Annotated in this window: 18 protein-coding genes and 1 tRNA gene; 9 read left to right on the top strand and 10 right to left on the bottom strand. The window is 58.7% G+C overall.

Features of this window, described 5'->3' with window-relative positions; translation table 11 throughout:
• Positions 1-116: 116 nt before the first annotated feature.
• The 3 genes from DES53_RS33890 to DES53_RS19700 form a co-directional block, all read right to left on the bottom strand.
• Complete coding sequence (locus DES53_RS33890) at positions 117-716, bottom strand: hypothetical protein (RefSeq protein WP_113960018.1); 600 nt, start codon at positions 714-716, stop codon at positions 117-119.
• Between the two features lie 155 nt (positions 717-871).
• On the bottom strand, positions 872-1120 hold the full coding sequence (locus tag DES53_RS19705; protein ID WP_113960017.1) for a hypothetical protein: 249 nt from the start codon (positions 1118-1120) through the stop codon (positions 872-874).
• Positions 1117-1623, bottom strand: a complete 507-nt coding sequence (locus tag DES53_RS19700; protein WP_113960016.1) for a hypothetical protein — start codon at positions 1621-1623, stop codon at positions 1117-1119. The genes DES53_RS19705 and DES53_RS19700 overlap by 4 nt, the downstream gene beginning before the upstream one ends.
• 710 nt (positions 1624-2333) lie before the next feature.
• Here DES53_RS19700 and DES53_RS19695 point away from each other — a divergent pair.
• On the top strand, positions 2334-3623 hold the full coding sequence (locus DES53_RS19695) for a polysaccharide deacetylase family protein (protein WP_113960015.1): 1290 nt from the start codon (positions 2334-2336) through the stop codon (positions 3621-3623).
• Between the two features lie 29 nt (positions 3624-3652).
• Here DES53_RS19695 and DES53_RS19690 read toward each other — a convergent pair whose 3' ends face one another.
• Positions 3653-6247 carry a LamG domain-containing protein gene (locus DES53_RS19690; protein ID WP_170157236.1) on the bottom strand — a complete coding sequence of 865 codons (2595 nt, stop codon included), beginning with the start codon at positions 6245-6247 and terminating at the stop codon, positions 3653-3655.
• A 112-nt stretch (positions 6248-6359) separates the two neighbouring features.
• On the opposite strand from DES53_RS19690, the gene DES53_RS19685 reads away from it, so the two are divergent.
• On the top strand, positions 6360-7763 hold the full coding sequence (locus tag DES53_RS19685; RefSeq protein ID WP_113960013.1) for a cryptochrome/photolyase family protein: 1404 nt from the start codon (positions 6360-6362) through the stop codon (positions 7761-7763).
• A gap of 7 nt (positions 7764-7770) precedes the next feature.
• Here the strand turns inward: DES53_RS19685 and ligD (DES53_RS19680) are convergent, their stop codons facing one another.
• Genes ligD (DES53_RS19680) through ku form a run of 3 tightly spaced genes read right to left on the bottom strand, consistent with a single transcriptional unit; the run spans position 7771 to position 11274 of the window.
• The gene (gene ligD / locus DES53_RS19680) at positions 7771-8703 is read right to left on the bottom strand and encodes a non-homologous end-joining DNA ligase (protein WP_113960012.1); all 933 of its coding nucleotides are present in this window, start codon (positions 8701-8703) and stop codon (positions 7771-7773) included.
• The gene (ligD, locus tag DES53_RS19675) at positions 8700-10385 is read right to left on the bottom strand and encodes a non-homologous end-joining DNA ligase (protein ID WP_113960011.1); all 1686 of its coding nucleotides are present in this window, start codon (positions 10383-10385) and stop codon (positions 8700-8702) included. Before ligD (DES53_RS19675) ends, ligD (DES53_RS19680) begins: the two co-directional genes overlap by 4 nt.
• 28 nt (positions 10386-10413) lie before the next feature.
• Positions 10414-11274 carry a non-homologous end joining protein Ku gene (gene ku, locus DES53_RS19670; RefSeq protein WP_113960010.1) on the bottom strand — a complete coding sequence of 287 codons (861 nt, stop codon included), beginning with the start codon at positions 11272-11274 and terminating at the stop codon, positions 10414-10416.
• Positions 11275-11458: 184 nt separating this feature from the next.
• Here ku and DES53_RS19665 point away from each other — a divergent pair, with 184 nt between their 5' ends.
• Positions 11459-12985: a neutral/alkaline non-lysosomal ceramidase N-terminal domain-containing protein gene (locus DES53_RS19665; protein ID WP_211325620.1), complete on the top strand. Its 1527-nt coding sequence runs from the start codon at positions 11459-11461 to the stop codon at positions 12983-12985.
• Positions 12986-13063: 78 nt separating this feature from the next.
• Positions 13064-14608 carry a lipase maturation factor family protein gene (locus DES53_RS19660; RefSeq protein ID WP_113960009.1) on the top strand — a complete coding sequence of 515 codons (1545 nt, stop codon included), beginning with the start codon at positions 13064-13066 and terminating at the stop codon, positions 14606-14608.
• A gap of 13 nt (positions 14609-14621) precedes the next feature.
• Here the strand turns inward: DES53_RS19660 and DES53_RS19655 are convergent, their stop codons facing one another.
• Positions 14622-16289 (bottom strand): ATP-binding response regulator, encoded by a 1668-nt coding sequence (locus DES53_RS19655; protein ID WP_170157235.1) that lies wholly within the window; start codon positions 16287-16289, stop codon positions 14622-14624.
• 677 nt (positions 16290-16966) lie between these two features.
• Entirely contained in the window at positions 16967-17770 is an 804-nt protein-coding gene (locus tag DES53_RS19650) for an LptA/OstA family protein (protein ID WP_113960007.1), read from the bottom strand.
• Between the two features lie 124 nt (positions 17771-17894).
• Here DES53_RS19650 and DES53_RS19645 point away from each other — a divergent pair, with 124 nt between their 5' ends.
• The 5 genes from DES53_RS19645 (at position 17895) to DES53_RS19625 (ending at position 22536) form a co-directional block, all read left to right on the top strand.
• Positions 17895-18440: a hypothetical protein gene (locus DES53_RS19645; RefSeq protein WP_113960006.1), complete on the top strand. Its 546-nt coding sequence runs from the start codon at positions 17895-17897 to the stop codon at positions 18438-18440.
• A gap of 135 nt (positions 18441-18575) precedes the next feature.
• Positions 18576-18660, top strand: a tRNA-Leu gene (locus DES53_RS19640).
• Between the two features lie 98 nt (positions 18661-18758).
• The gene (locus DES53_RS19635) at positions 18759-20009 is read left to right on the top strand and encodes a hypothetical protein (protein ID WP_113960005.1); all 1251 of its coding nucleotides are present in this window, start codon (positions 18759-18761) and stop codon (positions 20007-20009) included.
• Between the two features lie 62 nt (positions 20010-20071).
• Positions 20072-20932: a formyltetrahydrofolate deformylase gene (purU, locus tag DES53_RS19630; RefSeq protein ID WP_113960004.1), complete on the top strand. Its 861-nt coding sequence runs from the start codon at positions 20072-20074 to the stop codon at positions 20930-20932.
• A 146-nt stretch (positions 20933-21078) separates the two neighbouring features.
• The gene (locus DES53_RS19625; RefSeq protein WP_170157234.1) at positions 21079-22536 is read left to right on the top strand and encodes a hypothetical protein; all 1458 of its coding nucleotides are present in this window, start codon (positions 21079-21081) and stop codon (positions 22534-22536) included.
• 59 nt (positions 22537-22595) lie between these two features.
• On the opposite strand, the gene DES53_RS19620 is transcribed toward DES53_RS19625, so the two are convergent.
• Positions 22596-23048, bottom strand: coding sequence for a DUF6386 family protein (locus DES53_RS19620; protein ID WP_211325619.1), 453 nt, complete (start codon positions 23046-23048; stop codon positions 22596-22598).
• Positions 23049-23226: the final 178 nt, after the last annotated feature.

Raw genomic sequence — 23226 nt, 5'->3', positions numbered from 1 at the left:
CCACTGACCACTGACCACTGACCACTGACCACTGACCACTGACCACTGACCACTGACCACTGACCACTGACTACTGACTACTGACTACTGACTACTGACTACTGACTACTGACTACCTACTGTACCATCCTCCACACCGGCCCCAGCATGCTCCACCCACTCCCATCCCAGTAGAACAGGTGATACTTCATCCCCACATCATTCCCCGGCTCCAGAAACTCCACCTCATAATACGTCTTCCCCGGCACGAACACCCCCTTCTCCGCCAGCGCCTTCACCGCCGCTGGAAACTCCTTCGCCGCCACTGACCCATTTTCGTACGCCGCCATCTCCTCCGTCGTCGACCCATGCACCTGCACCTCCGTCTGCGCCGGCTTCACCGCAAACAACCTCGCCAGCGCCTGCCCATCCTTCGGCATCCGCGCATGAAACGCCACCACCTTCTCCTTCCCCTCCCCAGCCCCCGCTCCGAGCCCCTTCCCAATCCTCTCCGCATCCGGCAACACCTTCCCCGCCAACTCCACAATCTTCGTGTCATTCCCGTCTTTGATGGCCTCACGCAATTCCATCATCGCCTTCTTCAGTTCTGCCGCGCCGGGGTCGGGTTTGTCTTGGGCGGGGGTGGGTGCAGCTGCGACCACAAAAAGTATGACACAAAGGATGACCTCCCAAGGTGCGGCGCCATGTTTCCTAGTGAAAGGCATTTCGGATTTCATAGAGTCAAATGGGTGTAAGGAAGCGCAGGAGTTGAACAACGCTGGCAGTCCAAAGTTTCTCCCTCACGTAGCACGGTAACATTTGTTACACCGAAGGCCTCAGCATGCTCCAGCCAGTACCATCCCAGTAGAAGAGATGGCACTTCATCCCGACATCACACGCAGCCCCTCCCAATCCTCTCCGCATCAGGCAACACCTTCCCCTCCAACTCCGCAATCTTCGCATCATTCCCATCCTTGATGGTCCCGACCAACTCCGTCATCGCCTTCTTCAACTCCGCCGCGCCGGGGTCCGGTTTGTCCTGGGCGGAGGCTGCAAGTGAAGCTGCCGCGGCAATGCAGCCGACATAGCGTACGAGAAAGAATTGGCCGGAGACGTCGGGTCTCTCCACTTGTTGCTTCATGCAATATGTGCGACTTCGATCTCAACACCCTTGATCTTTTCAGATACGAGCACCCTCCAGACTTTGGGTGAAATGAGGATGATTCGCTCCGGCCGTAACAATCCACGTCTAACTCCGACAAACTGCCGCGTGCAGAAGATGTCCGCCTCACCGCGCGAGCCAGACGTGATTGTTACCTCAGAGAGCAAATTGAGCCCGACTAGATCACCGAGTGGACAACGGCACTCGCCTTTCACGTCATCGTCAAATGGATCGATACCGACGCGAGTTGGTGCGATGACTTCGGCATTGGCCTCCAACACCCCTAGCTGGAACCAAGCATTGGATTCCGCGCTTGACGACGAATTGGGGCAAAGAGGCAACAATGCTGCGCCAGTAACGTCGTGCCGCAAAAACAATTCTTTTACCCGCTGCGAGACCACAATCTCACCCCCGATTGTCTTGCTAATCTCCTTGGTCTTCGGAATTCGGCTTTCAGGCAGAAAAAGCGAAGTGGCTTGCATGGCTCCAGCGCCACAGCGTGGGCAAGCCGTTGAGTCATCGTACTTCGTCCCACACTCCTCGCCCGCGGGTTCAAAAACTGAGGTTACGTTGAGTAGAAAGAGTACAGCGTTGTCGAGTTCCGTTTTCGAGTAACGTCGTCGGATATTCCATCCGTAAAAGAACGAACGATCCGTCTTTGACCTAGTTTCCAACTGCAGTCGTCCTACAGCACTAAATCGAGGATCGTCTGTCGCAATCTCAACTTTCCTAACAGAATCACCCAAACGTTTCCCCTCGGTAGATTCAAAAAGTTGAGGAGCAAACTCCTCAACGACACGGAACTCACACGTTTCTCTCATAACCAATTTGTAGGTGGCAATGGATACTTTGAATAAACTTCTTTCATAATTCTTTGCACTCCGGTGGGATCTGGACGTGGTATGTCCGTATGGAGCCAATCGCCGGAACTCATTCGTGATCAGCTGATGGTAGGCAGCATCCAGCAATATAGTGGGACCCACAGGGGCACCGCCTAGGTACTTAGGCGTGATATGATGCAGTTCCTTGCCCGCCTTCCCCGGGTATCCATCGTCGACTCCTCACTCCGAGTCACCGTGACCCCATCATCCTTCACAATCTCAATGTTCACTGTGCAATCCAGCCAATTATACGTGTCGCGGAGGGCATCATCCGCCGGCGGCCCATGCATGGTCGCTAACCCATCGTCACGATGAAATTCCCTTTCATTTCAAAATCCCGCCACCACGCGGAGGTGGAGCGTTTGAAGAGCTCGCTGGCGAAGGCAAAGGAGGAAAAGAAGCGGGTGGAGGAAAAGGTGACCCGGTTGAGAACCAAGCTCGACGCGGAAAGTCGCAGAGCAGCGGAGTTGGAAGCGCTCTGTGAGGCTCGACTGACCGTGATAGAGAGCTCGCACTCAAGCGTCACAGCCCAAGCCGACCCTGCACTCATACAGCTATGCGAGGCCCGGCTTCGCGAGATGGAAAGGCTTCAGTCCCACCTGTCGGAGATGCGCCGCTCCCGTATCGAACTGCTGGATCGGTTGAGCCTCACGAGAGCGGCAGCTTCCCCTTACACAGGGCCGGCGATCCCCACAATCCTCGGCGTCGACGTGGAGCCGGATGCTCGCGTGGTTGAGCCAAGCGATGCCTCGTGGCAATCCACCTCGGAATTTTTCAGGAGGACGTCCGCCTTTCGCAGTCTATTGAGCGCTGTCGCAGGCGGAGCGCCCGTTCACTTCACCTGGTTTCCCCGAGCTGATCCGCAAGTGGAGAAGTCCAATGGAAGCGCCACCTGGGCCTTCGAGCAATTCAAAGAAGAGTGGAACTCCATGTTGAGCGAAGGAGATGAGATAGGCCTGCATGTGCACCCGTGGCGATGGGATGAGCAGGCTAACGAATGGTTTCAGGATCACGTTGACGAAGCGTGGGTCACCTCATGCGTCCGCTCCGCGATTGAGGCCTATAGGAGAGCTCTCGACAAGACGCCGGCTTCTTATCGCGGCGGGGATCGTTATCTAAGTAATGCGGTCGTGCGCATCCTTGAGCAAGAAGGCGTTCAGGTAGACGTGACCTTGGAGCGGATGCCAGAAGTCGCACGCTTGGTGGAGGCGGAGCGCGGCACAGGCGTCATTCCCGATGGAACATCCATCCCTTCTCGCGCCTACCGACCTTCCGCCAAGGACTTCAGGATTGCAGACCCGGAGAATTCGACCGGCCTTGGCATCCTTCCACTGACGTCCTATGAAAAGGGCTCGTTGAGCCCGTGGCTGCCAAATGTCCTCTTCGAAGAAGAACTCGATCGCCTCCTGAGCCAGTCATCCGCGGCCGATGCCGAAGGTCCTACGCATCTGGCATTCGTCATTCGCTCAAATCTCGTAGCGCTCCCAACCTGGGAAGATTTCGTGGAGAATGCGCTATCTCTCGCCAGACGTGCGCGCGAGGGCCGCCTGGTGTTTGCAACGGCAAGTGAAGCCTGGAGCATCGCCAGCAGCTCACTTTAGCTCACGCAATACAGCAGTGGGCAGCAGAATCAGCGCCCCGTACTTTCGATCTTATCCGCGTTGGAACTGGCTTTCATGATTTCAGTATCCCAGTCGGTAGCATCATGAAAGCGGTCTGCGCCCAAGCCTTCGATGAGTTCATCCTTGATGAACAAGCTCTTCAGTTCCGTGTGCTCCTCTTCACGATGCAGAGTCAAGTGGACGATATCACCCACCTTGAGTTGCTGGGCAGACAATGCTTGTGAATCCAGCCAGATCCAGTGGCTCACGGCAATCTGCTTGGAAGGAAGCAGGGAGCCCTCCTTGACCTCCTGCACTTCATACAAGTGCCTCACGAGAGCCTCGGTATAGGGCTGAAATTCCTGCAGTGGCGGCACAGGCGATGCCTCAATGAGCTTGGCCACGACCTTCCACTCTTGCAGCGGGTTGCGCTTCGACTCCGCCACGATGGAAGAGTTGGAGTGCTGCGAGATCTCTTCGTCCGACAGGCAGCGGTCGTAGATGACCACTCTGTCAATGAGACCACGCCAGGAGTTGTTGCCCTCGGAGGACGCACCGAAACGCAGCTTCATGTCCTCCCAATTGCTCAAGTCGCCCCGGATCCGGCTGCGATGCCAGACTTGTGTACCATCAATCCACACGCTGAGCTTATCCTTTCGATAAGCGATGACGAGGTGATGTGGTTGATTGTTATCTACTCCGGCGAGATGAGTCTCCTCCATGGGAGCGCCGGGTTCCTGCTCGGGGGTGCGAAGCAGCAGATAGAGCCTGGTGCCGCGCTGGCCGATGGTCAGGTTGCGTTGTTTCTCGCTATTGGCCAGCGTCAGGATGGGGTGCAGTTCCTTGTCGAAGGGCGCTGGCTGCGGAGTGATAATCATCTCCACTGTCACCTCATTGCTCTTCACGCAGGAGGCAGACACCAACTCCCCAGCCTTGGGCGCATCAAACCATCCACCCCTGAGCTTCATGGCTCCGTGGTCGGACCAGAAGGCAAGGCCCTGGGGGGACACCTCGCAAGGCATGCCGTTGGGCAGTGAGGTGCGTCCTTTCACATTCTCCCAGACGAAGACCATCCCTTCATCCGATGCGGGCCATGCGACGGAGGGCACATTGACCTTGGCCTTTACCATGCGGTTGGGCTGCTGGGCCATATCCCGGAAGCCATCCAGTTCAAAGACGGCAGTCTCTGGCGTGCCCGGCGGAAGTTTCAGGGAAACGGCATAGCCGTCATTGATCAATTGCCATCCCGGCACGGCCTGCCCACCAGCGACGGTGACAGAGGCGCCATCGGCAAGCACCGGCTCATCGAAGTCGACGATGATGCCGTCCTTGCCTTCGCGACGTACACCATCCACCTGGGGTGCGGTGGCCTCGCGTACATTCACATAGCCCCGGAGCTTCTTGCCCCCCTGCTTCGCTTCCACCCAATATTCACCGGGATGCTCGAAAGTGCGCGTGACAGAGGTGCCAGTGGCGGTGAACCGCCCCGTGATATGCCACTGCCATTCTCCGGAGGCGTGCTCTGCGGGAATGGTGAACTTCATCTCCGTCTTCCCCTCGATGTAGTGTGAGCCAAGGGGCAACTCGCGCCGGAACACATCGGGATAACGGTCCACTCCCTTGAACTTCGTATAACGAACCGGGTTTCCGATAATATAGAGCTGCTGGGGATGGACGTGCGCGAGATAGATATCGTAGTCCGCCTCAAAGTGATCGTGCTTGTCGGGAGACGCTGCAAAGGCCATGAGCCTCTGGCACGGCGACACCATGGGGAAGTAGACATAATTCCGCTTCCCGTGCAGCCGCGTATCATCGCGTTGCAATACCTGACCTATCTCACGGGTGGCCAGCCGCATCTTGTTGATGGGGCCGCCCGCGCCACCCATCCAGTACCCCCACTGGCCATCCTGGGTGAAGTAGGGCTGGCAGCCGCCCATGCGCTGTTGGTTGCGCACCAGTTGTTGCTGTTGGTCGTAAATGGCAAATTCAGGCGTGCCACTGGTGGCATGCTTCATGTCCGGGCTGACGAGATAACCAAAAGTCTCATGGGCCAGTTTCACAAGGCGCTTGGTCTTGCCCGTCTTCACGTCGTATTCCGTCGAATAGCCTTCGCCATCGATGTAGCACAGGCGGTTCGCATCCAGCCACGTCACGGCACGGTGCTCTGCATAGCTTCTGGCTTCCTGGGAAATGACCCGCCGCTTCCTGCTGACGAGGTTCATGAGCCACAGGGTGCCCGGTTTCCTGGCGTGCCCCGGGTAGCCCGTCTTCCCCTTGGGGTAGCTCATGTAGGCGAGCATTCGGCCATCCGGAGAGATCTTGGGGCATGCGTGATCGCGCCCTTCCTCCGCCGGGATGATGCGGGTCTCCTTGCCTCCGCTGAGCTTCTTCACCCAGATCTCCCAGCGATCATTGCGAAGGCGCTCCCAAACCATGAACCCCGTCCCAAGACGGGAGATGGTCTTCTTGATGAGTTGCTCATCGAGGTCCAGGGGGATCTCGACCACCTCCTCGCCATCCGAGCCGGTCTTCTTCTCTTTCTCATCCTTGCATGCAGCCAGCGCCAGCAGGCCGACAACGGCCGCCAGCAGGCCGAGAAGTGGGAGCTTCCAAGTGCGCGACATGAAATGATGTGAAATGGGGGCCGGAACTATCCCCGTCTTCGGGCATTTGGGCAACGGGTAAACATTTCCATTTTTTTCGCCCTCCTGCGACCGTGGCTCGTATAGGTGCGGCATGCCCCGGGTCAGCATTCACTGGTTTCGCCGTGACCTCCGTCTCACGGACAACACCGCACTGCATCATGCCTCCAAGGGCTCTGACCAGGTAGTACCCGCTTACATTCTGAGCACCTGGAAACGCCAGCACGACTGGACCGGACCGAACCGTCAGCATTTCCTCTGCGGGAATCTGGAGTCCCTGGCGAAGAACTTGGAGGCCATTGGGTCACAATTGCTCCTGCGAGCAGGCGACGCCGTCAGCGAACTGGAAAGGCTGGTGCATGAGACCGGAGCCAGCGCTGTCTACACCAACCGCGATCCTGACCCTTTTGGTCGTGAGGTGGAAGGGAAAGTGGCCGCTATGTGCCAGAAACACGGCGTAGAGTTTCTTACCTTCAAGGATGTCACCCTTCATGGCCCGGAGGAGGTGCTCAATGGCGAAGGCAAACCCTACCGGGTCTACACCCCTTATTCCAAGAACTGGCTGTCGCTACCGAAACCGGAGCCGGTGCCCGCAGTGAAGTCGCTGGGAATAACTCTGCCCAAGCTGGTGAGTCTCAAGCTCCCCACAGTGCGCCACTGGAGCCTGCCCGAATGCACCGCCGCCACCCCACCTCCCGGCGAACGCACAGCACGGGATCGCATGAAAGCCTTCATCTCTTCGGGCAGGCTCGCAGCCTATGCAGACATGCGCAATACTCCCGCGGGCCACCATTCTTCCTGCTTGAGTCCGGATCTCCGTTACGGCCTCATCGGCATTCGTGAATTGTACCAGCGGTGCCAGAAGGCGGCAGCGACAGCCAAAGCATCCACGAAGGCCAGCATCGAGGCCTACGTGAAGGAGCTGGCGTGGCGGGAGTTTTACATGACGGTGCTGCATCACTGGCCGGAGGTGCTGGAGATGGAGTTCAATCCAGAGTTCCGCAGCGTCCCATGGGACGGCGATGACGCGCACTACGAGGCTTGGAAGGAAGGCCGTACCGGCTTCCCGATCGTGGATGCTGGCATGCGTCAGCTCCTGGCCACCGGCTGGATGCACAACCGCGTGCGCATGATCGTGTCCATGTTCCTCACCAAGGACCTGCATGTGCACTGGAGGCTCGGTGAGAGCTGGTTCATGCAGCAGCTCGTGGACGGCGAGATCGCCAGCAACAACGGCGGCTGGCAATGGAGCGCAGGGACCGGCGCGGATGCGGCCCCCTATTTCCGCATCCAGAATCCCTGGACGCAGACGAAGCGCTACGATCCCGAGGGTGAGTACATCAAGCAGTGGGTGCCCGAGCTGAAGGATGTGGCGGCGGAGAAGTTATTCCAGCCCTGCGATACCCCGCTGGCGAAAGGATATCCCCTGCCTATTGTGGATCACAGCCAAGAACGTGAACGCACCCTGAAACGATTCAAGATGGCGAAGGGCAGGTAATGGATGCTCACCCGATCTTCGGCAGCTTCTGCTTCATCGTCAACACCGGTTCAAAAAGATCGCCAAACTTCTTCACACGTTTCAGCACCTCGTCTGCTTCGAATACGAGCACTTTCCCCTTCTTCCCTTTCGCCCGGTTTTTCCAGGCGGACTCCACCTCGCTCCACTTCAGTGGCGTAGACACGGAGGGCACCTCTTTTGCACGCAGGGAGTAGACACTTACCGTGGTCTTCTTGTCATCATTCTGGCTCCAGTCGATGAAGACCTTCCCTTTGCGCAGACTTTTCTTCATGTCAGAAACCACCATCTCAGGATGCTCTGCTGCCAGTGTATCCGCCACTTGATGCGCAAAGGCCTTCGTTTTGTCATAGTTGGTGGCTGTATTCAGCGGCACCACCAGTTGCATCCCCTTGGACCCTGAAGTCTTCGGGAAACACTCCAGATCCAGCGCGGCAAACATCTTTCGCAACCAGAGCGCCACCTGACAGCACTGCACGACGTCGGCGGGCGGACCGGGATCGAGGTCAAACACCAGGGCAGTCGGTCGTTGCAACGCTCCACGCCGATGCTGGAAAGTATGCAGCTCCAAGTTCGCGATGTTCGCCGCCCACACCAGGGCTGGGAGTTCATCAAATACGCAGTAGTCAATGTACTCGCCGTTGTCCTTGGCCACCTTGACCGTCTTCTTCTTGATCCAATCAGGAGCATGTGAGGGACATTGCTTCTCATAGAAGAACATGCCATTCACCCCGTCGGGATAGCGCTTCAGCGAGACAGGCCGACCTTTGACATGAGGCACCAGCACGGGAGCGATGCGTGCGTAGTAGTCGATGACCTGTCCCTTCGTGAATCCCGTCTCGGGATAGAAGACCTTATCGAGGTTGGACACGGCCACCTCGCGCTTGCCTATTTTCAGCGTAGTCTTCTTCCTGTCGCTCATGAGAGTTTGCTGGCGGATTCGCGAATGACATCCTTTGCCTTCTTGTCTTCACGCAGGCCCAGGTACACAGGCTGGCGCAACCGGTTGTCCCGGGTCCACTCGGAGAATTTCACCTGACACACCAGCACCGGCTTCACCCAGTGGCACTTCTTCATCACACTCGCGGTAATGCCCTGACCATATCTTCCCTCACGCTCCTCCGGAAGGTCTGTGAAGGGACAGGTCTTCGCCGTGACCTTCTTGAATCGTGCATGCAGGTCCTTCAGCACCGCGCCGGTGTAGCCCGTACCGACTTTACCGGAGTACACCAGCTTCCCCTTTTGATACACCCCCACCAGCAACGCACCGATGTGCTGCCGGGTGCCACCCGGCGGTGTGTAGCCACCGATCACAAACTCCTGTTCCCGGACGATCTTCAGCTTGATCCACGCGCCGCTGCGCTGGCCGACCTCGTAGCGTGAGCCCTTGCGTTTCCCGATCAGACCCTCCAGTCCGAGGGCGCCGGCTTTTTTCAGCAGCTTCTCAGCCTCCGTCCCGATGGAAGCGGAAAAGCGGATGATGTCCGAGAACTCCGGCAGGATGGCCTTGAGTTTTTCACGCCTCTCTTCCAGCGGAAGGTCGCGTGTGCTCTTGCCATTCAGGGCGAGAATATCAAAGACATAGTAGCAGAGCGGCGGCCGCTCCTGGCCGAGCTCATAAGCCTGAAGAAGCTGAAAGGAAGACCGTCCCGCTTTGTCGAGCGCGACAATTTCGCCGTCAACAATCGCATTCTGGGCGTCTATGCCTTCCATCGCCTCCACGACATCCGGAAACTTCGCCGCCAGGTCATGGTTGGTCCGGGAAAGGAGATGCACGGCCTTTCCCTTCTTGTAGGTGACCGCGCGGAAACCATCGAACTTGATTTCATAGATCCAATCACCCGGCGGCACTTTATCTTCGATGCGTGCCTTCATCGGTTCGAGAAATTTGGCCTTCAAGGCCGGCTTCTTCTTTGGAGTCTTTGATGTGGAGTTCGCGCGTGCCACCTTCCTCGGCGTCCTGACCGACTCCCGGGCTTCCGCCAGTCGTTCCTTCAATGAGCCATGCCCGTTGCCTGAATGCGGCCCCCTGGCTTTCGACTGCCAGACGTGGTCACTTTTCGCGAGCTGCGCCATGGTCTTGCCCGAGAGCGCCGATTGGGCATGCACTTTCTTGGAGAGATTCTTGTGATCCTCACCTCCCTTGATGATAAGCCACTGATTCTCCTCACTCTTCAGCCGCACCAGGTACCACTCGCCATTGAGCTTCTTGCCCTTCAGCATCACGTGAAGCTTGCCTCCATCCAGTTCTTTCTTGGGAGTCTTGCTCAGAGGTTCATATGTTCCACGATCCCACACCTGCACGGTGCCGCCACCATACTGCCCCTGCGGAATGGTTCCTTCGAAGTCGATGTACGAAATGGGATGATCCTCCACCTTCACTGCGAGGTGCTTCTCTCCTTTCACCATCGGCAGCCCTTTTGGTACAGCCCATGAGATCAAGGTGCCGCCCATTTCCAAACGGAAATCATAGTGCAGCCGGGTGGCATCATGCTTCTGGATGACAAACCGCGGTTGCTTCCGCTTCGACTTTTCCACCCGTCCCTCCGGCTCGGTAGTGATCGCGAAGTTGCGCTTGCGCTTGTATTCCTTGAGCGAGGCCATGGTGATGACTCCTTGCCATGCGCACTGCCTAGGCAGCCTTGCGGGTCTTCGTCCGTTTCTTCGCCGCAGGTTTCTTCTTCGAAGGCGAGGCGGCTTTTGCGGTCTTCTTCTTCGCCTTGGAGCCTTCCCGCATGCTCTCTTGCAACACTGCCACAAGGTCGATGACATTGCTGGGACGCTTCTTCGCCGCCTTCTTTGGCGGTGCCTTGTCCGGATGTTTCACCTTCTCCTCAATCATATCCTCCAGAGCCTCCCTGTAGTCATCCTTGTAAGCTTCCGGTTCCCATTTCTCCGTCATGGATGAGATCAAGGCCTTAGCCATGTCCAACTCCTTCTTGGCGATCTTGGACTCGCGCGGATGACGGAACTCCTCCACGTCGCGCAACTCTGCCGCAAAGTGCATCAACTCCAGCATGAGTCCGTCCCCCTGCGGCTTGAGCGCGGCCAGGTGTTGCCGGGTTTTGATGACCACTTTGGCGATGCCAATCTTGCCCGTGCTCTCCAGCGCTTCACGCAGCAAAATATAAGCGCGATCGCCGCCCTTCTGCGGCTCCATGTAGTACGGCTTGTGGAAGTAGACGGGATTCACCTCCTCCAGTTCCACGAAGTTGAGGATGTCCACGGTCTGCGTGGCCTCGATATCCACGCGTTTGAAGTCCTCCTCCTTGATGACCACGAACTTCCCCTTTTCGTACTCATACCCCTTCACAATCTGATCCCAGGGCACTTCCTTGCCATCCGCCTCCGCTACGCGCTTGTAGTTCACCGGACTCAGATCCTTGGAGCGCAGAAGTCGGAACTTCAAATCCTCCGTGTGAGTAGCCGGATAGAGGGCAACGGGGATGTTCACCAACCCGAAACTGATGGAGCCTTTCCAGATGGCACGCATGGCATGTATGCAGCGGAGGTTTGCGCCAGGTGCAGGGCCTGACACCCGGGAATCGCACGCCTCTCAGCCTCTGGATGCTGCGTGGGTCGGGCAACAAATGTATGCAAGTTCTCCTCAATAGTACGCAAGGTGCTGTGCCGTGCGCCCTTTTGCTATCCAGCCCAACTTCACCCGACGTTCCACCATGTCCATCTTACGCTGCCTTGTCTTCGCGACCCTCTGCGCCAGTGCCTTGCATGCTGCCCCTCCCGCAGCGCCAGCTCCCACTTCAAAAGTCAAAGCAGGGTTCGCAGAACGCGACATCACGCCCGCCATCGGCATGGAACAACCGGGCGGCTACGGGAAGTCTTATCACCGCACCTTCCACGATCCCTGCAAGGTCCGCGCCGCTGTCTTCGATGACGGCAAGAAGCGCGTGGCTCTTGTGGGCACAGATACTCTGATCATCCCGCGCAAGGTGGTGCTGGATGCGCGCGAACAGATCGCAAAGCAATGTGGCATCACCCCGGATTGCGTCATGGTCGGTGCCTCCCATTCCCACTCCTCGGGTCCTGTGGGCATGATTCAACCCGGCGAACTCGACCATGCCACCCCCTTCGTGCAGAAGCTTGGTTATGAAGAATCCTCCATGGCAGACGCTGGATTCCTCCTCACCGTGACGAAGGCCATCGTGGACGCCGTGGTGTGGGCGGACAAGACGAAGCAACCTGCCAGCCTCGGCTTCGGCAGGGGACATGAGGACAAGGTGTCCTTCAACCGGCGCATGAAGATGAAGAATGGCCTCGCCTACAGTCACCCCGGACCAGGCAATCCCGACATCGTGGACTACGCCGGTCCCATCGATCCCGAAGTGGGTGTGATTGCCGCGTGGGATATCAATACCGGGGCCATGCTCGGATGTGTGGTGAACTTTGCCTGCCATGCCACCACCAGCCCCGGCGGCATCTCGGCAAACTGGATCCAGTATCTGGAGCAGACCATTCAGGGAGCCTTCCAGACCCGCACGCCCGTGGTCTTCCTCCAGGGAGCCTGCGGAGACATCACCCAGGTGGACAACATGAGCCAGTATCAACGTCCCGGTCCCGAGGAGTGGTCCAGGCTCGTGGGTGGACGCGTAGGCGCGGAAGCCGTGAAGGTCATCCTCTCCATGCCGAAGACTACGGAAGCCACGCTCGATGCGAAGCAAAAGGTCTTCCCCATCAAGCGCCGCATTCCTTCTGCGGAACGAGTCAAGAAAAGCATGGAAATCGTAACCCAGCCCAAACCCGCCGGCGACACCACGGACTGGATGTTCGCGAAGGAAATCGTGATGCTCGATGCACTGGTAAAAAAAGAACCAACCTGTGAGGTGGAAGTGCAGGCCATCCAGGTCGGGCCGGTCGTATGCGTGAGCAATCCCGCGGAGTATTTCGTGGCGAACGGCCTGCGCATCAAAAAGGACAGCGGCTTCCCCATGACCTTCCCCACGGAACTGGCCAATGGATGCACCGGGTATGTGCCCACGGAGGAAGCCTTCGGACCCAATGGCGGCGGCTATGAGACGCGTCTCACCTACTACAGCAATCTCGAGGTCACCGCCGGCACCCAGATGGCAGATGCTGGCATCGAGCTTTCGAAGCAACTGAAACCCGACCCCATGCCGGAGCCTCCGAAGATTGGGCGTTTCGGTCGTGCGTGGACCTATGGCGCAGTGCCACCAGAGGTGGAGTAGTTGGCTCTTCTCTGTTCTTCTATCTTGCAGGATGTGATGCGTGACAGAGTGCACCGGACCTGAGAGATTCGGGCACGCATGGCATCTCCCACGTACCGTGTCTTTGGCTGGCTCTTCCCCCGCGCGCTCGGAGCGATCTATTTGATCGCATTCATCTCGTGGTCGTCGCAAATGGACGCGCTGACCGGCGATCAGGGGCTGATGCCCGTGCCGAAGTTTCTGGAGCGGGTCCTTCAGGCGGCGGAGATCAATGACTTCACTCCGTGGGCAAAGGTGCCCACAGCGTATTGGCTGGGCTACAGCGATGCGATTGCCCAGTGGCTGTGCTGGGGTGCCTGTGCAGCGGCGGTGTTGGTGATGGCAGGTGTGCTGCAGGGGCCGCTGCTGCTTGCCCTGTGGTTTGCCTACCTCTCCATCTGCACCACCGGTGATGTCTTCCTAAGCTTCCAGTGGGACACCCTGCTGCTGGAGGCCGGATTCATCGCCGCCCTCATCTCGCCATGGCGGCTCTACATCGGGCGCATTCATGACAAGACGCCGTCTCCGTCGCGAGTGACGATGCTTCTCCCGCAGGCGCTGATACTGAAATTGATGTTCCTCTCCGGCCTCACGAAGATCACTGCAGGCGATCCCAACTGGCACAACCTCACCGCCCTGTCCTATCACTACGAGTCACAGCCCATCCCCACCTGGGTTGCCTGGCACGTCCATCACTTCCCGCTCTGGTTCCACAAGGCCTCCTGCGTTCTTATGTTTGTCGTGGAGCTTGTAGTACCGTTCCTCATCGTAGTCGCATGGGTTTGGCGCCTGCTGGCCCCGGCTTGGGTACAGACGATACGCACACTGAATCTCGTGGTCGCCTTCTCCTTCACCGGGCTGATGTTTGTCGTCCTTTTGACGGGCAACTACACCTTCTTCAACTGGCTCACGATCCTCCTCTCATTCTCGGTCCTCGACGACACCTGCTGGCCGGCATTCCTGAAGCGGTGGCTCCGCTGGACGGAAACGCCACCAGCAGCACCTCCCACGTGGATGCTTGTGGGGCAAGGTGCCGTCGTATCACTGATGTTGCTATTCAGCATCGCCGTGGCCGTTCGCGAAAACATTCCGAAGACCGGTGCGCTCTTCAGCACACTCTCAGACTGCACCGAGTACCTTGCCCCCTTCCGCACCATCAATAGCTACGGCCTCTTCCGGGTCATGACCACGGAGCGGAATGAGATCATCATCGAGGTCAGCGACGACGGCGCCTACTTCCAGCCCTTGGAGTTCAAGTGGAAGCCTAGACTGCTGGATCGGGCGCCACCCTTCGTCGCTCCGCATCAGCCGCGGTTGGACTGGCAGATGTGGTTCGCCGCATTCTACCCCGGCTTCATCCCCCAGCGAGACCTGCAGAATCCGCAGATGGCGTGGTTCGGCAGGTATCTGGAAGCGCTTTTACGGCATGACGAGAGGATCTACTCCCTCATGGAGCCGCCTCCCTTTCCCATCGAGTCCATCCATGCGGTCCGGGCAAAGTTCTACCGCTACCAGTTCACGGATGCGGAAACTCGCCAAAAGACAGGCGAATGGTGGACGGCCACCCCGCTGGGGGACTATTCGCCCACCTTGCGAAAACGATGACTGCCCTTGATCCTCAGGCTGCCCGTCCAGAGTGTTCGCCCTTGATGTCTTTCATCAGGACCTGATGCACCACGTTCGAGACATCGGCTGCCAGATAGGGCTTGGGAAGGACATCACAGAAACCTTGTGAGAGGAAGCCCTCACGGGACTCTTCCAGCATGCCACCACTGGAGGCGATGACCTTCGCAGAGGGATCCATGGCGCAGATTTCCATCATGGCCTTCTCCCCCGTGAGGGTACCCTTCAGGGTGAGATCCATGATGACGATGTCCACATCATCATTCTGGCGCATGAGCTGCCGGTAGGCTTGCACAGCCTCTTCACCACTGGAGGCTTCAAAGACACGATAGCCGCAGCGTTTCAGCACGGCATGCACCACCTTGCGCAGACGCTCCTCGTCATCCACGACCAGGATGGTACCGAGACCAGACTTGAGGCGTGGCGGAGCGACAGGTGCGGCGTCCTTGCCCTGCAGAGGCTGGGTGGCCGGCAGCCAGAACATGACTTCCGTACCCACGTTCTTCATGGAGGACACCGCGATCTGCCCGCCGTGCTCCGTGATGATGTGCTTGCAAGTGGTCAGGCCCACACCGTTGCCATTCGGCTTGCGGGTGAAGGATTCGTTCAGCGCGCGGGCGGCATCTGCCGGGTCCATGCCGCAGCCGCGGTCGCGGACCAGGATTTCCACATAAGGGCCCGGACGCAGCGAATGGTGCCCCTGAGGCGCCACAATGTTCCGCGCGAGCACGTCCATATGACCATGATTATTCATGGCCTGAATGCCGTTCAGGATCAGGTTCTGCAGCACTTGCGAGATGCGCGGGGCATCCACCACCGCCCACCACAGGTCCTTGGGCAGGCTCATGTGCAGATTCACCCCGCTGCCGCTCTGCGTGATGCGGGCGGTCATGCGGATGATCTGGGCCACGTCCGAGGCAGAACGATTTTCCGGCATGTCCTTGGCCATGCGCATCGTCTCCTTCACGAAATCGCAGGCCTGCCGTGCCGCGGCGAGAGCCTCGTCCACATGCGAACTCACCTGCCCCTGCGGCGGCGTGATCATGGCCGCCTCAGAGAGGTTCGTCATCATGATGCCGAGCAGGTTGTTCAGGTCGTGAAACACGCCCACCGCCATGGTGGCGAGATTGTCATTGCGCAGACGGCGGGAGTCGCTCATGACGCCCTCCAGTGCATAACCATTGCGCTCCACAGCCGATGGTGCCGGAGCTTGGGTCACGGAGAGCGTGTAGTTGTACACACGGCCATGCTCATCCATCACCGCACGGATGCGCCAGATGCAGCGCACCACCTTGCCGCCGAAAAGTGTCCTCAGTCCGCCTTCCCACTGGGCGGCGCCACCCTGCTTCACGGTCGCGCGCAGCACACGCAGCAGATCAGTCGCCTCCTCCTCAGTCGCAGCGAGTTGGGTGATGAATCGATCACACAGTCCCGTGCGGGGCTCCGCTCCCACCAGCGCCGCCATCCGCGTGTTGTGCAGCAGGATGCGGGGGCCGAGGTTATGCTGGAGTCCGGGTGCCACAATCATGATCCCCTCGCTCGCCTGGTCCAATGCGGTCCTTAGGAAGGAGTTGGCCATGTGGGCCGCCCTTACTGGATCGGCCGTGGGTTCCGCCGGGGTCCCGGTGCGCGAGCGATAGTTCTCAACTGCAAGGGCTGACATGCGGTGTAAAAAGTTAACAATGACTAGCATTTAACAGCTCCAGTCCTTTCAGGGAAGCAATTTTTTCAGGATTTGTTAAATTCTCATTTCTGACATCAATGTCGATGTTTCTGTCGAGCAATCTCCGCGCCGGACCGGGCTTCGGTAAGGTCGAGCCTGATTCATTCCCGCTTTTGCCCGTCATTCGTGAGAGCGCATGCATTCACGCACGATTTGCCATCCTTCTCCCACTTCATGTCGCAGGAGCATCCACCCCCAGTTGCGCCCCTTTAGTTGGTCGCGATCCAAAGAAGCCCGTCTTTGGGACGTGTTCTCACTGTGAATCCAGTCTTTTCATCCATCAGCAGGATGGCGCTTACAGCCATGTGTGTCGCCACATGAGAAAGATCCCGCGGTAAAGAAGCAGTACTTCATCACTCTGGCACAGCAGAGGGATGAGCGTGCGCTCAACGCGCAGCTTTCCGAGACGAGCAAGCCCCAAGATAGCATGCACCAGTGAGACCCTGAAGGGTCACGGTCGTCAGTGCCATCCGACAACTTTATCTGCCCTGGCTGACCTCACGGTGAGAGCCCAAGCAGAGATCGACACTGGAATTCAACGCATCGCAGCCTGGCGAGCCTCACAGAAATGACGTGAGGCCGCCGTGAATGGTCCCGCAGGGAGGGCTGGCCGCCCCTTATTGTGGCGGCGGCGGCACGGGCAGCGGCTTCGCTCCGTTTGTCGAAGGGATCGGCGGATCATCATCCGGCACGAGGAGCTTCGGCAGATCACTGGAGTTCTGCACCGGTGGCAGCAGGGGGCTGGCACGCATTTCGGCTGGCACCACGGAAGGAGTCAACGCAGGGAGGAGTGGGTTCGGGCCATCCTTCCACGCGCGACGCCACGTGGGCTGCACGTCAAAGCTGGGCCGGATGGTACCGCCATGGGGGCTCTCGATGCCGCCCTCCTGCTTGGCCAGACGATGCTTTCCAATCACCTGGAGACGGGTTCCTTTGATGTAATACACCGTCGTTTCGCTCAGGCCTTCCACCACGCTGCGGCCCCGCTTCAGGAGCGGGCGGCCACGAAGGATCACTTCGCCATCGGACTCGATGTAGGCCTCCTGGGCCAGCGCCACCAGCTTCTCACGGAAATCGATCTGCACAAACACCTTCCCCTTGGCGCGCACACGCTCCGGCTGCCCCTTGGCATTGGTCCGCAGCACCGTAATCTCATCCGCGGTCAGCTTGTAAAAGGGCGGCACGGCAAGGCTGTTCGGGCTCACCTTCTTCGCCTCGTCGTACGTCATGGAAAGGAGCTTGCCCACATCCACACCCTCCTGCTTGTCCGCAATTTCTGCCCCGGTGAGCGGTCCCGCGTGTGGAGCCGCGGCGGAAGCATCCCCCGTTGTGGTCGAGGTGGACTGGCACATGGGCAGCACCAGGCCGCAGGTCAGGGCAAAACTGAGGCGCAAAAGGGGTGGAAGCAGATTCTTCGGCATCGGTAACTCCATAGATTCAAGATAAGCAAGTGCACGCAAGCAAACCAACATCAAAACGACGAATCCTCCCCCGTCCGTGCTTTTTTCTTGGAAGCGGCCCGTCCATCCCGCTAGAATCCTGAACATGAGCGACAATTCGTGGTATCTCCTCAAGGTCACGGACAATGAAGTTTTTGGTCCGGCTCCATTGGAACAGCTCCGGATTTGGGCCGCAGGTGCCAAAATTTCCCCGCTGGATCGTGTGAGCAATGACGAGAAGGTCACCTGGCGGCGCGCGCCCATGGTGGCCGAACTGCAGATGGACTGGCTGATTGAGATGCCGGACAATTTTCTCTACGGACCCACGAGCGTCGGCACTCTTCAGGAGTTCCTGGCCACCGGTGAAATCGATGACCATGTGACCGTGATCAATACCGCGGACGGCAACCGCAGCCGCATCAGCGAGATGCCCTTCTTCAAGGCCAGTCCCCACCGTGTGCGTGGCACACTCGAGTCCGGCGTGGGCTATGGGGAGGAAAGCACGGCGGAAGGCGGCGGCGCCACCCGCAGCCGCACCCTGTGGCTGGAGCGCCAGAACATGGAACTCCAGCGGGACATCGTGCGCTGGCAGGAACGCTACGACAGCGTGAAACAGCAGTACGTGGAAGCCACTGGCCGGGATCCCCGATAGCCGCCCTCTGGATCGGTCTCACCCTGACACCATTTGGTCCGTCCCTTGGAAAGGGCCGGACCATTTTATTGTCAGCGAAAGTGCTCAAACTGCTTGCACACGTCGCGAGACTACGCATACTCTCGGTCCCCTCCCGCTCGGGTGGCGGAATTGGTATACGCGCAAGACTAAGGATCTTGTGCCGAAAGGCTTAAGGGTTCGAGTCCCTTCCCGAGCACCACTTCTCTCATGAAGTGGATCTGCCCATCGCTTTACGATTTCCCTTGAGTTTAGGAACCTTGGTGGCGAATGAGCATGCGCATCGCAAAACTCTGACTCATGCACTGGACGCTCCGTTTGCTCCTGGGTGATGACCGCTATGAAGCCCTGGCGGATTTCGACAGCTTCCTGAAGGCCTTTCCCACCTCGGTCTGGCAGGGATGGGGCAGCCCGCTCAGGGAGACCCCTTCAGAGCAATTTCAGTCCGCCAGCGTAAGCCAGGATGGCGTGGGCATTGCGATCCTCATCGAGCGCTCGAAGTCGGAGGGCCTTCTCATGCAAGCCGCCTATCCCATACTCGTAGATGGCGAACCTGCGGAAGTGGAACTGCTGGACACCTTGGAGGATGAGGATCTCGCCTGCGCTGGGGCTCTTCATATGCTGACGCAACGCGGGACACAGCTCGAGGCATTTGACCCCGACTACGCGGACCACCAGCCACTGCTCCGCCCAGGCGGACACTATCTGGCCGACCTCGGGGCGCTGGTCTCAGACCTGTCCCCCATGGAATCGAGTTTCGAGATCACTCAGGGGCCACTTCTGGAAATACAGCGCGCTATGCGGAAGGAGAAGGAGCCAGACGTCGCCCCGGCCGACCTCTCCAGGGTCACCATTTCCAACGAAAATCTTCGCTCGTTCCAGCCTTCCGAGGAGCCCCTCTGGTACACCTTTGTGACCAAGGTGGAAAACCTGCGTGCCATCGAGTTCTTCGGCGATAAGGGATGGATGTTTGAGGGCACCGTCGAAAGCGACGAGTCCAGGAGCAACCTGCCACCACTCAAACTCCGGTTCATGGTCATGGATCATGCCACCTCGGGATACGTGCCCCGGGAGGGAGCTCTCGTCGTAGGCAGTGCCTTTCTGGAGGTGCAATTGAAGCAGCCCCTGCCATACGAAGGCACACCATGGGCCGATCGACCGGGCGACTCGGACTACCTGCTGGAAGACATGTTCAGCGCGCTACGGGCGGGCGATTCCTGGAATGGCGCGCCTCCGGCCGTTCAGGTCACCGCACAGCTCTTGTCCCAGAACGGCTGGAATGTGAGTTCGCCTGAGAGCTGGAACGGCCCGATGAGGCTCCACCCACCACTGCTCAAAGTACAGCGGGGTGATGAAACGCACCTCATCGGTCTTCAGGTCAATGGCGATGAGCCACCATCCTGTGACCTCGTCCTTCGAGTCCTCTGTCAGCGTGAGGGCGAGGGTCACGAAGTGAAGCTCGAAGCCAAAGATGCGACGGTCATCAGGTTGCAACTTCGGTCTCTGGGAATGTGGTGCAAGGATGGACCATCCATGCTTCCGCCCGGGTAACATCGGACCACACCCGTGGGCGAAAGGTTGCCGACACCCGAAATCTGTCGAAACTTGGAGCAATGCCCACTTCAGACACCGCCACCCTGCTCATTCATTGCCCGGACCAGCCTGGACTGGTCCATGATGTGACCGGGTTCATCTTCTCCCACGGCGGGAACATCCTCGATCTCGAGCAGCACATCGATCCTCTGGGCAATCTCTTCTTCATGCGCGTGGAGTGGTCCTTGGAGAAGTTCCATCTGGAGAAGGAGGAGATCGACTCGCGATTCTCCATCCTGGGTCGCCGCCACCAGATGTGGTGGAAGCTGCACTTCGCCAGCCAGCGGAAGCGGCTCGCCCTCTTCGTCTCGAAGGAAAGCCATTGCCTGTACGATCTGCTCTCACGTCATGAAGCTGGTGAGCTGCCGGTGGAGATTCCCGTGGTGGTCAGCAATCACGAAGTACTGCGCCCTGCGGCGGAACGCTTCGGCATTCCCTTCCACCACTTCCCCATCACGCCGGCAAACAAGGCCGCGCAGGAAGAAGCTCAAATCGCCCTGCTTCGCGAGCACGGGATCGATACCGTGGTGCTCGCTCGCTACATGCAGATTGTGAGCCCGGCGCTCATCCGTGAATTCCCGGACGCCATCCTGAATATCCACCACTCCTTCCTGCCCGCCTTCGTGGGAGCGAAGCCCTATCATCAGGCCTACGAGCGCGGGGTGAAGATTATCGGCGCCACCAGTCACTACGTGACCGAGGACCTCGATCAGGGCCCCATCATCCATCAGGACGTGATGCGCGTGTCTCATGAAGACAGCGTGGCGGATCTGGTGCGCCTTGGAAAGGACCTGGAAAAGACCGTGCTCGCCAAGGCCCTCTGGTGGCATGTGATGAATCGTCTGCTGGTGTACCGGAACAAGACGGTGGTGTTCTCCTGAGAAACATGAACACGTGTGGAGCAGGGACTCCGCCATGTTCTGCACGTGCCAGCCGCATAGAGCCCTGCATGTGCCGAATGTGGCCACGTTCCCTCGGTTTGTGATGCAAGGCAAAGAAGGCGGAAACGGACCGCGTACCAGCACGCATGACACGCTGGTCTTTTCTCCTGCTCCCTGTGTTGCTCGCTACGTGCATCCTGATGCCGTCTGCTATTTATGCTGCGGGGACTCTCCGCGCAGGCGCCTATGCCCAGGACATCTCCCCCACCAAATTTCCCTCTGCGGTGAATGGCAGCATGAAGGGAGGATTTGCACAAGCGATCACGGACCCGATGCACGCGCGCTGTGTGGCCATCCATGACGGTGCAGTGGAAATCATCCTGTGTGTGGTAGATGCCTGCATGATCCCGCAGGACATCTGCGACAAGGCCAAGGAAATCGCCTCAAAAAGGACCGGGGTACCTGCTGGCCAGATCATGATTTCCGCCACGCATACGCACTCTGCCGCGGCTCTCGGTCCTGCATTCCAGAGCGACCCCGACATGGACTATGTGGCCACGGTGCCCGCTCTCATCGCAGAGGGCTTGATCAAGGCACATGAAAATCTGGAACCCGCAGAAATCGCATGGGGCTTCGGCAGCGATCCCTCGCAGGTCTTCAACCGGCGCTGGCGCGTGAAGGAGCAGGAGCAGTATGAGAACCCCTTCTCCGTCACGACGGACCGTGCCTGGATGAATCCCGGCGCACAGAATCCCAAGGTCTCCGTGCCCGCCGGTCCCGTGGATCCGGATGTGGGCATCCTTGCTGTGCGATCCGCCGAGGACAAGCGCCCCCTCGCCCTGTTGGCGAATTACAGCCTCCACTATGTGGGCGGCAATCCAGCCATCTCCGCCGACTACTTCGCCGCGTTCGCCCATGAAATGGCCGGGCGCCTCAAGGCCACCGATACGCGCTATCAGGGCAAGCCTGCGTTTGTCGGCATCATGTCGAACGGCACCAGCGGCGACATCAACAACATCAACTTCGCCTCTCCCATCCGCCTGAAGCGCCAACCCGGTGAACAGATCAAGAACGTCGCACGCAGCGTGGCTGACGCCGCCATGGGCGCCTATGACAACCTGAAGTGGTCACCCACGACCATGCTCGGCACCTCGGAAACCGTGCTCCAGCTTGGCGTGCGCAAAGCGGACGCTGCGGGCCTCGCCCAAGCCAGGCAAATACTCGAGACCGTCCCCAAGGACAAAGACGGTCAGTGGGCCGACCGCAAGGCCATCTATGCCCGTGAGACCGTGAAGCTCGCCGACTATCCCGACAAAGTCCCTGTGAAGCTGCAAGCCTATCGCATCGGTGATCTCAGCATCGCCACCATCCCCTGCGAGACGTTTGTGGAGATCGGCCTCGACCTGAAGAAGAGCACGCCCTTCACCCGCCACTTCACCGTCTCTCTCGCCAACGGCTACAACGGCTATCTTCCCACGCCCGAGCAACACAAGCTGGGCGGCTACGAAACCTGGCGCGCCCGCAGCAGTTATCTGGAAGTGGATGCCTCCACCAAGATCGCAGAGAAGCTAAAGAGCATGCTGGCGGAGTTGAAGGCGAAGTGAAGGGTGAATATGGTATGGCCCTCTTTTCGCGCCGCCGATAGATGTCCGCGGATAGTCCGCTAGATGTGGTTTTTTTCCATAAGGCTCACCGGCACGAGAAACCTGTTCACGGGCGAATTGACAGTTCGCGACAAGCTGAGTTGGATTTGGTTCGGAACAACGAGTGCTGCGTGGACTACATATGTCCCGGGTTCCACTCGATAGAATCCACCGCCTCGAACTGCTTCCGGTTCCAGCTCTCCGCCTGTCACCTCCTCGCCAGCACCAATAAACATCCTGCCAGACGGACATTTTAGCATAACACAGATGCCGTTGTGCACCTCGTCCACAAGCCTCACATCAAATCGGCCGTCTTTCCCCAATCCCAGGAAAGCGACATTTCCCAGGTTAACCTCTGCCACTTCATCTTCAGGTATGCTCCACCAATCAGCATCATCATGTAAACGATGTCTGAGTGCCTCCAGATCAAAAACGCACAACGTCGACGTATCTGTGACGAAGCTTAGATTCATGAAATTGCTATCGTAACTGGTGGTTACCCAAGAAGATGCACCCGCCTGAGATTGAGCCTAGACATCTCTGGTGCGGGGTCAATTGGGTGATTTTTAGATCGGCGGCGCTGAGAAGCTCCCAACTCCTCCCCAATTTGACCTCCTGTTAGTGTCACTAGTGGTTCCTGCAACACCACCC

Source organism: Roseimicrobium gellanilyticum (assembly GCF_003315205.1).
GTDB lineage: Bacteria > Verrucomicrobiota > Verrucomicrobiia > Verrucomicrobiales > Verrucomicrobiaceae > Roseimicrobium > Roseimicrobium gellanilyticum.
The sequence above is the reverse complement of the archived record's forward strand: the minus strand, read 5'-3'. Positions and strand labels throughout refer to the sequence as shown.

What these genes read in the sequence shown, in the direction of transcription:
- DES53_RS33890 (WP_113960018.1), bottom strand. Translation starts at nt 716, where the DNA reads ATGAAATCCGAAATGCCTTTCACTAGGAAACATGGCGCCGCACCTTGG.
- DES53_RS19705 (WP_113960017.1), bottom strand. Translation starts at nt 1,120, where the DNA reads ATGAAGCAACAAGTGGAGAGACCCGACGTCTCCGGCCAATTCTTTCTC.
- DES53_RS19700 (WP_113960016.1), bottom strand. Translation starts at nt 1,623, where the DNA reads ATGCAAGCCACTTCGCTTTTTCTGCCTGAAAGCCGAATTCCGAAGACC.
- DES53_RS19695 (WP_113960015.1), top strand. Translation starts at nt 2,334, where the DNA reads ATGAAATTCCCTTTCATTTCAAAATCCCGCCACCACGCGGAGGTGGAG.
- DES53_RS19690 (WP_170157236.1), bottom strand. Translation starts at nt 6,247, where the DNA reads ATGTCGCGCACTTGGAAGCTCCCACTTCTCGGCCTGCTGGCGGCCGTT.
- DES53_RS19685 (WP_113960013.1), top strand. Translation starts at nt 6,360, where the DNA reads ATGCCCCGGGTCAGCATTCACTGGTTTCGCCGTGACCTCCGTCTCACG.
- ligD (WP_113960012.1), bottom strand. Translation starts at nt 8,703, where the DNA reads ATGAGCGACAGGAAGAAGACTACGCTGAAAATAGGCAAGCGCGAGGTG.
- ligD (WP_113960011.1), bottom strand. Translation starts at nt 10,385, where the DNA reads ATGGCCTCGCTCAAGGAATACAAGCGCAAGCGCAACTTCGCGATCACT.
- ku (WP_113960010.1), bottom strand. Translation starts at nt 11,274, where the DNA reads ATGCGTGCCATCTGGAAAGGCTCCATCAGTTTCGGGTTGGTGAACATC.
- DES53_RS19665 (WP_211325620.1), top strand. Translation starts at nt 11,459, where the DNA reads ATGTCCATCTTACGCTGCCTTGTCTTCGCGACCCTCTGCGCCAGTGCC.
- DES53_RS19660 (WP_113960009.1), top strand. Translation starts at nt 13,064, where the DNA reads ATGGCATCTCCCACGTACCGTGTCTTTGGCTGGCTCTTCCCCCGCGCG.
- DES53_RS19655 (WP_170157235.1), bottom strand. Translation starts at nt 16,289, where the DNA reads ATGTCAGCCCTTGCAGTTGAGAACTATCGCTCGCGCACCGGGACCCCG.
- DES53_RS19650 (WP_113960007.1), bottom strand. Translation starts at nt 17,770, where the DNA reads ATGCCGAAGAATCTGCTTCCACCCCTTTTGCGCCTCAGTTTTGCCCTG.
- DES53_RS19645 (WP_113960006.1), top strand. Translation starts at nt 17,895, where the DNA reads ATGAGCGACAATTCGTGGTATCTCCTCAAGGTCACGGACAATGAAGTT.
- DES53_RS19635 (WP_113960005.1), top strand. Translation starts at nt 18,759, where the DNA reads ATGCACTGGACGCTCCGTTTGCTCCTGGGTGATGACCGCTATGAAGCC.
- purU (WP_113960004.1), top strand. Translation starts at nt 20,072, where the DNA reads ATGCCCACTTCAGACACCGCCACCCTGCTCATTCATTGCCCGGACCAG.
- DES53_RS19625 (WP_170157234.1), top strand. Translation starts at nt 21,079, where the DNA reads ATGACACGCTGGTCTTTTCTCCTGCTCCCTGTGTTGCTCGCTACGTGC.
- DES53_RS19620 (WP_211325619.1), bottom strand. Translation starts at nt 23,048, where the DNA reads ATGAATCTAAGCTTCGTCACAGATACGTCGACGTTGTGCGTTTTTGAT.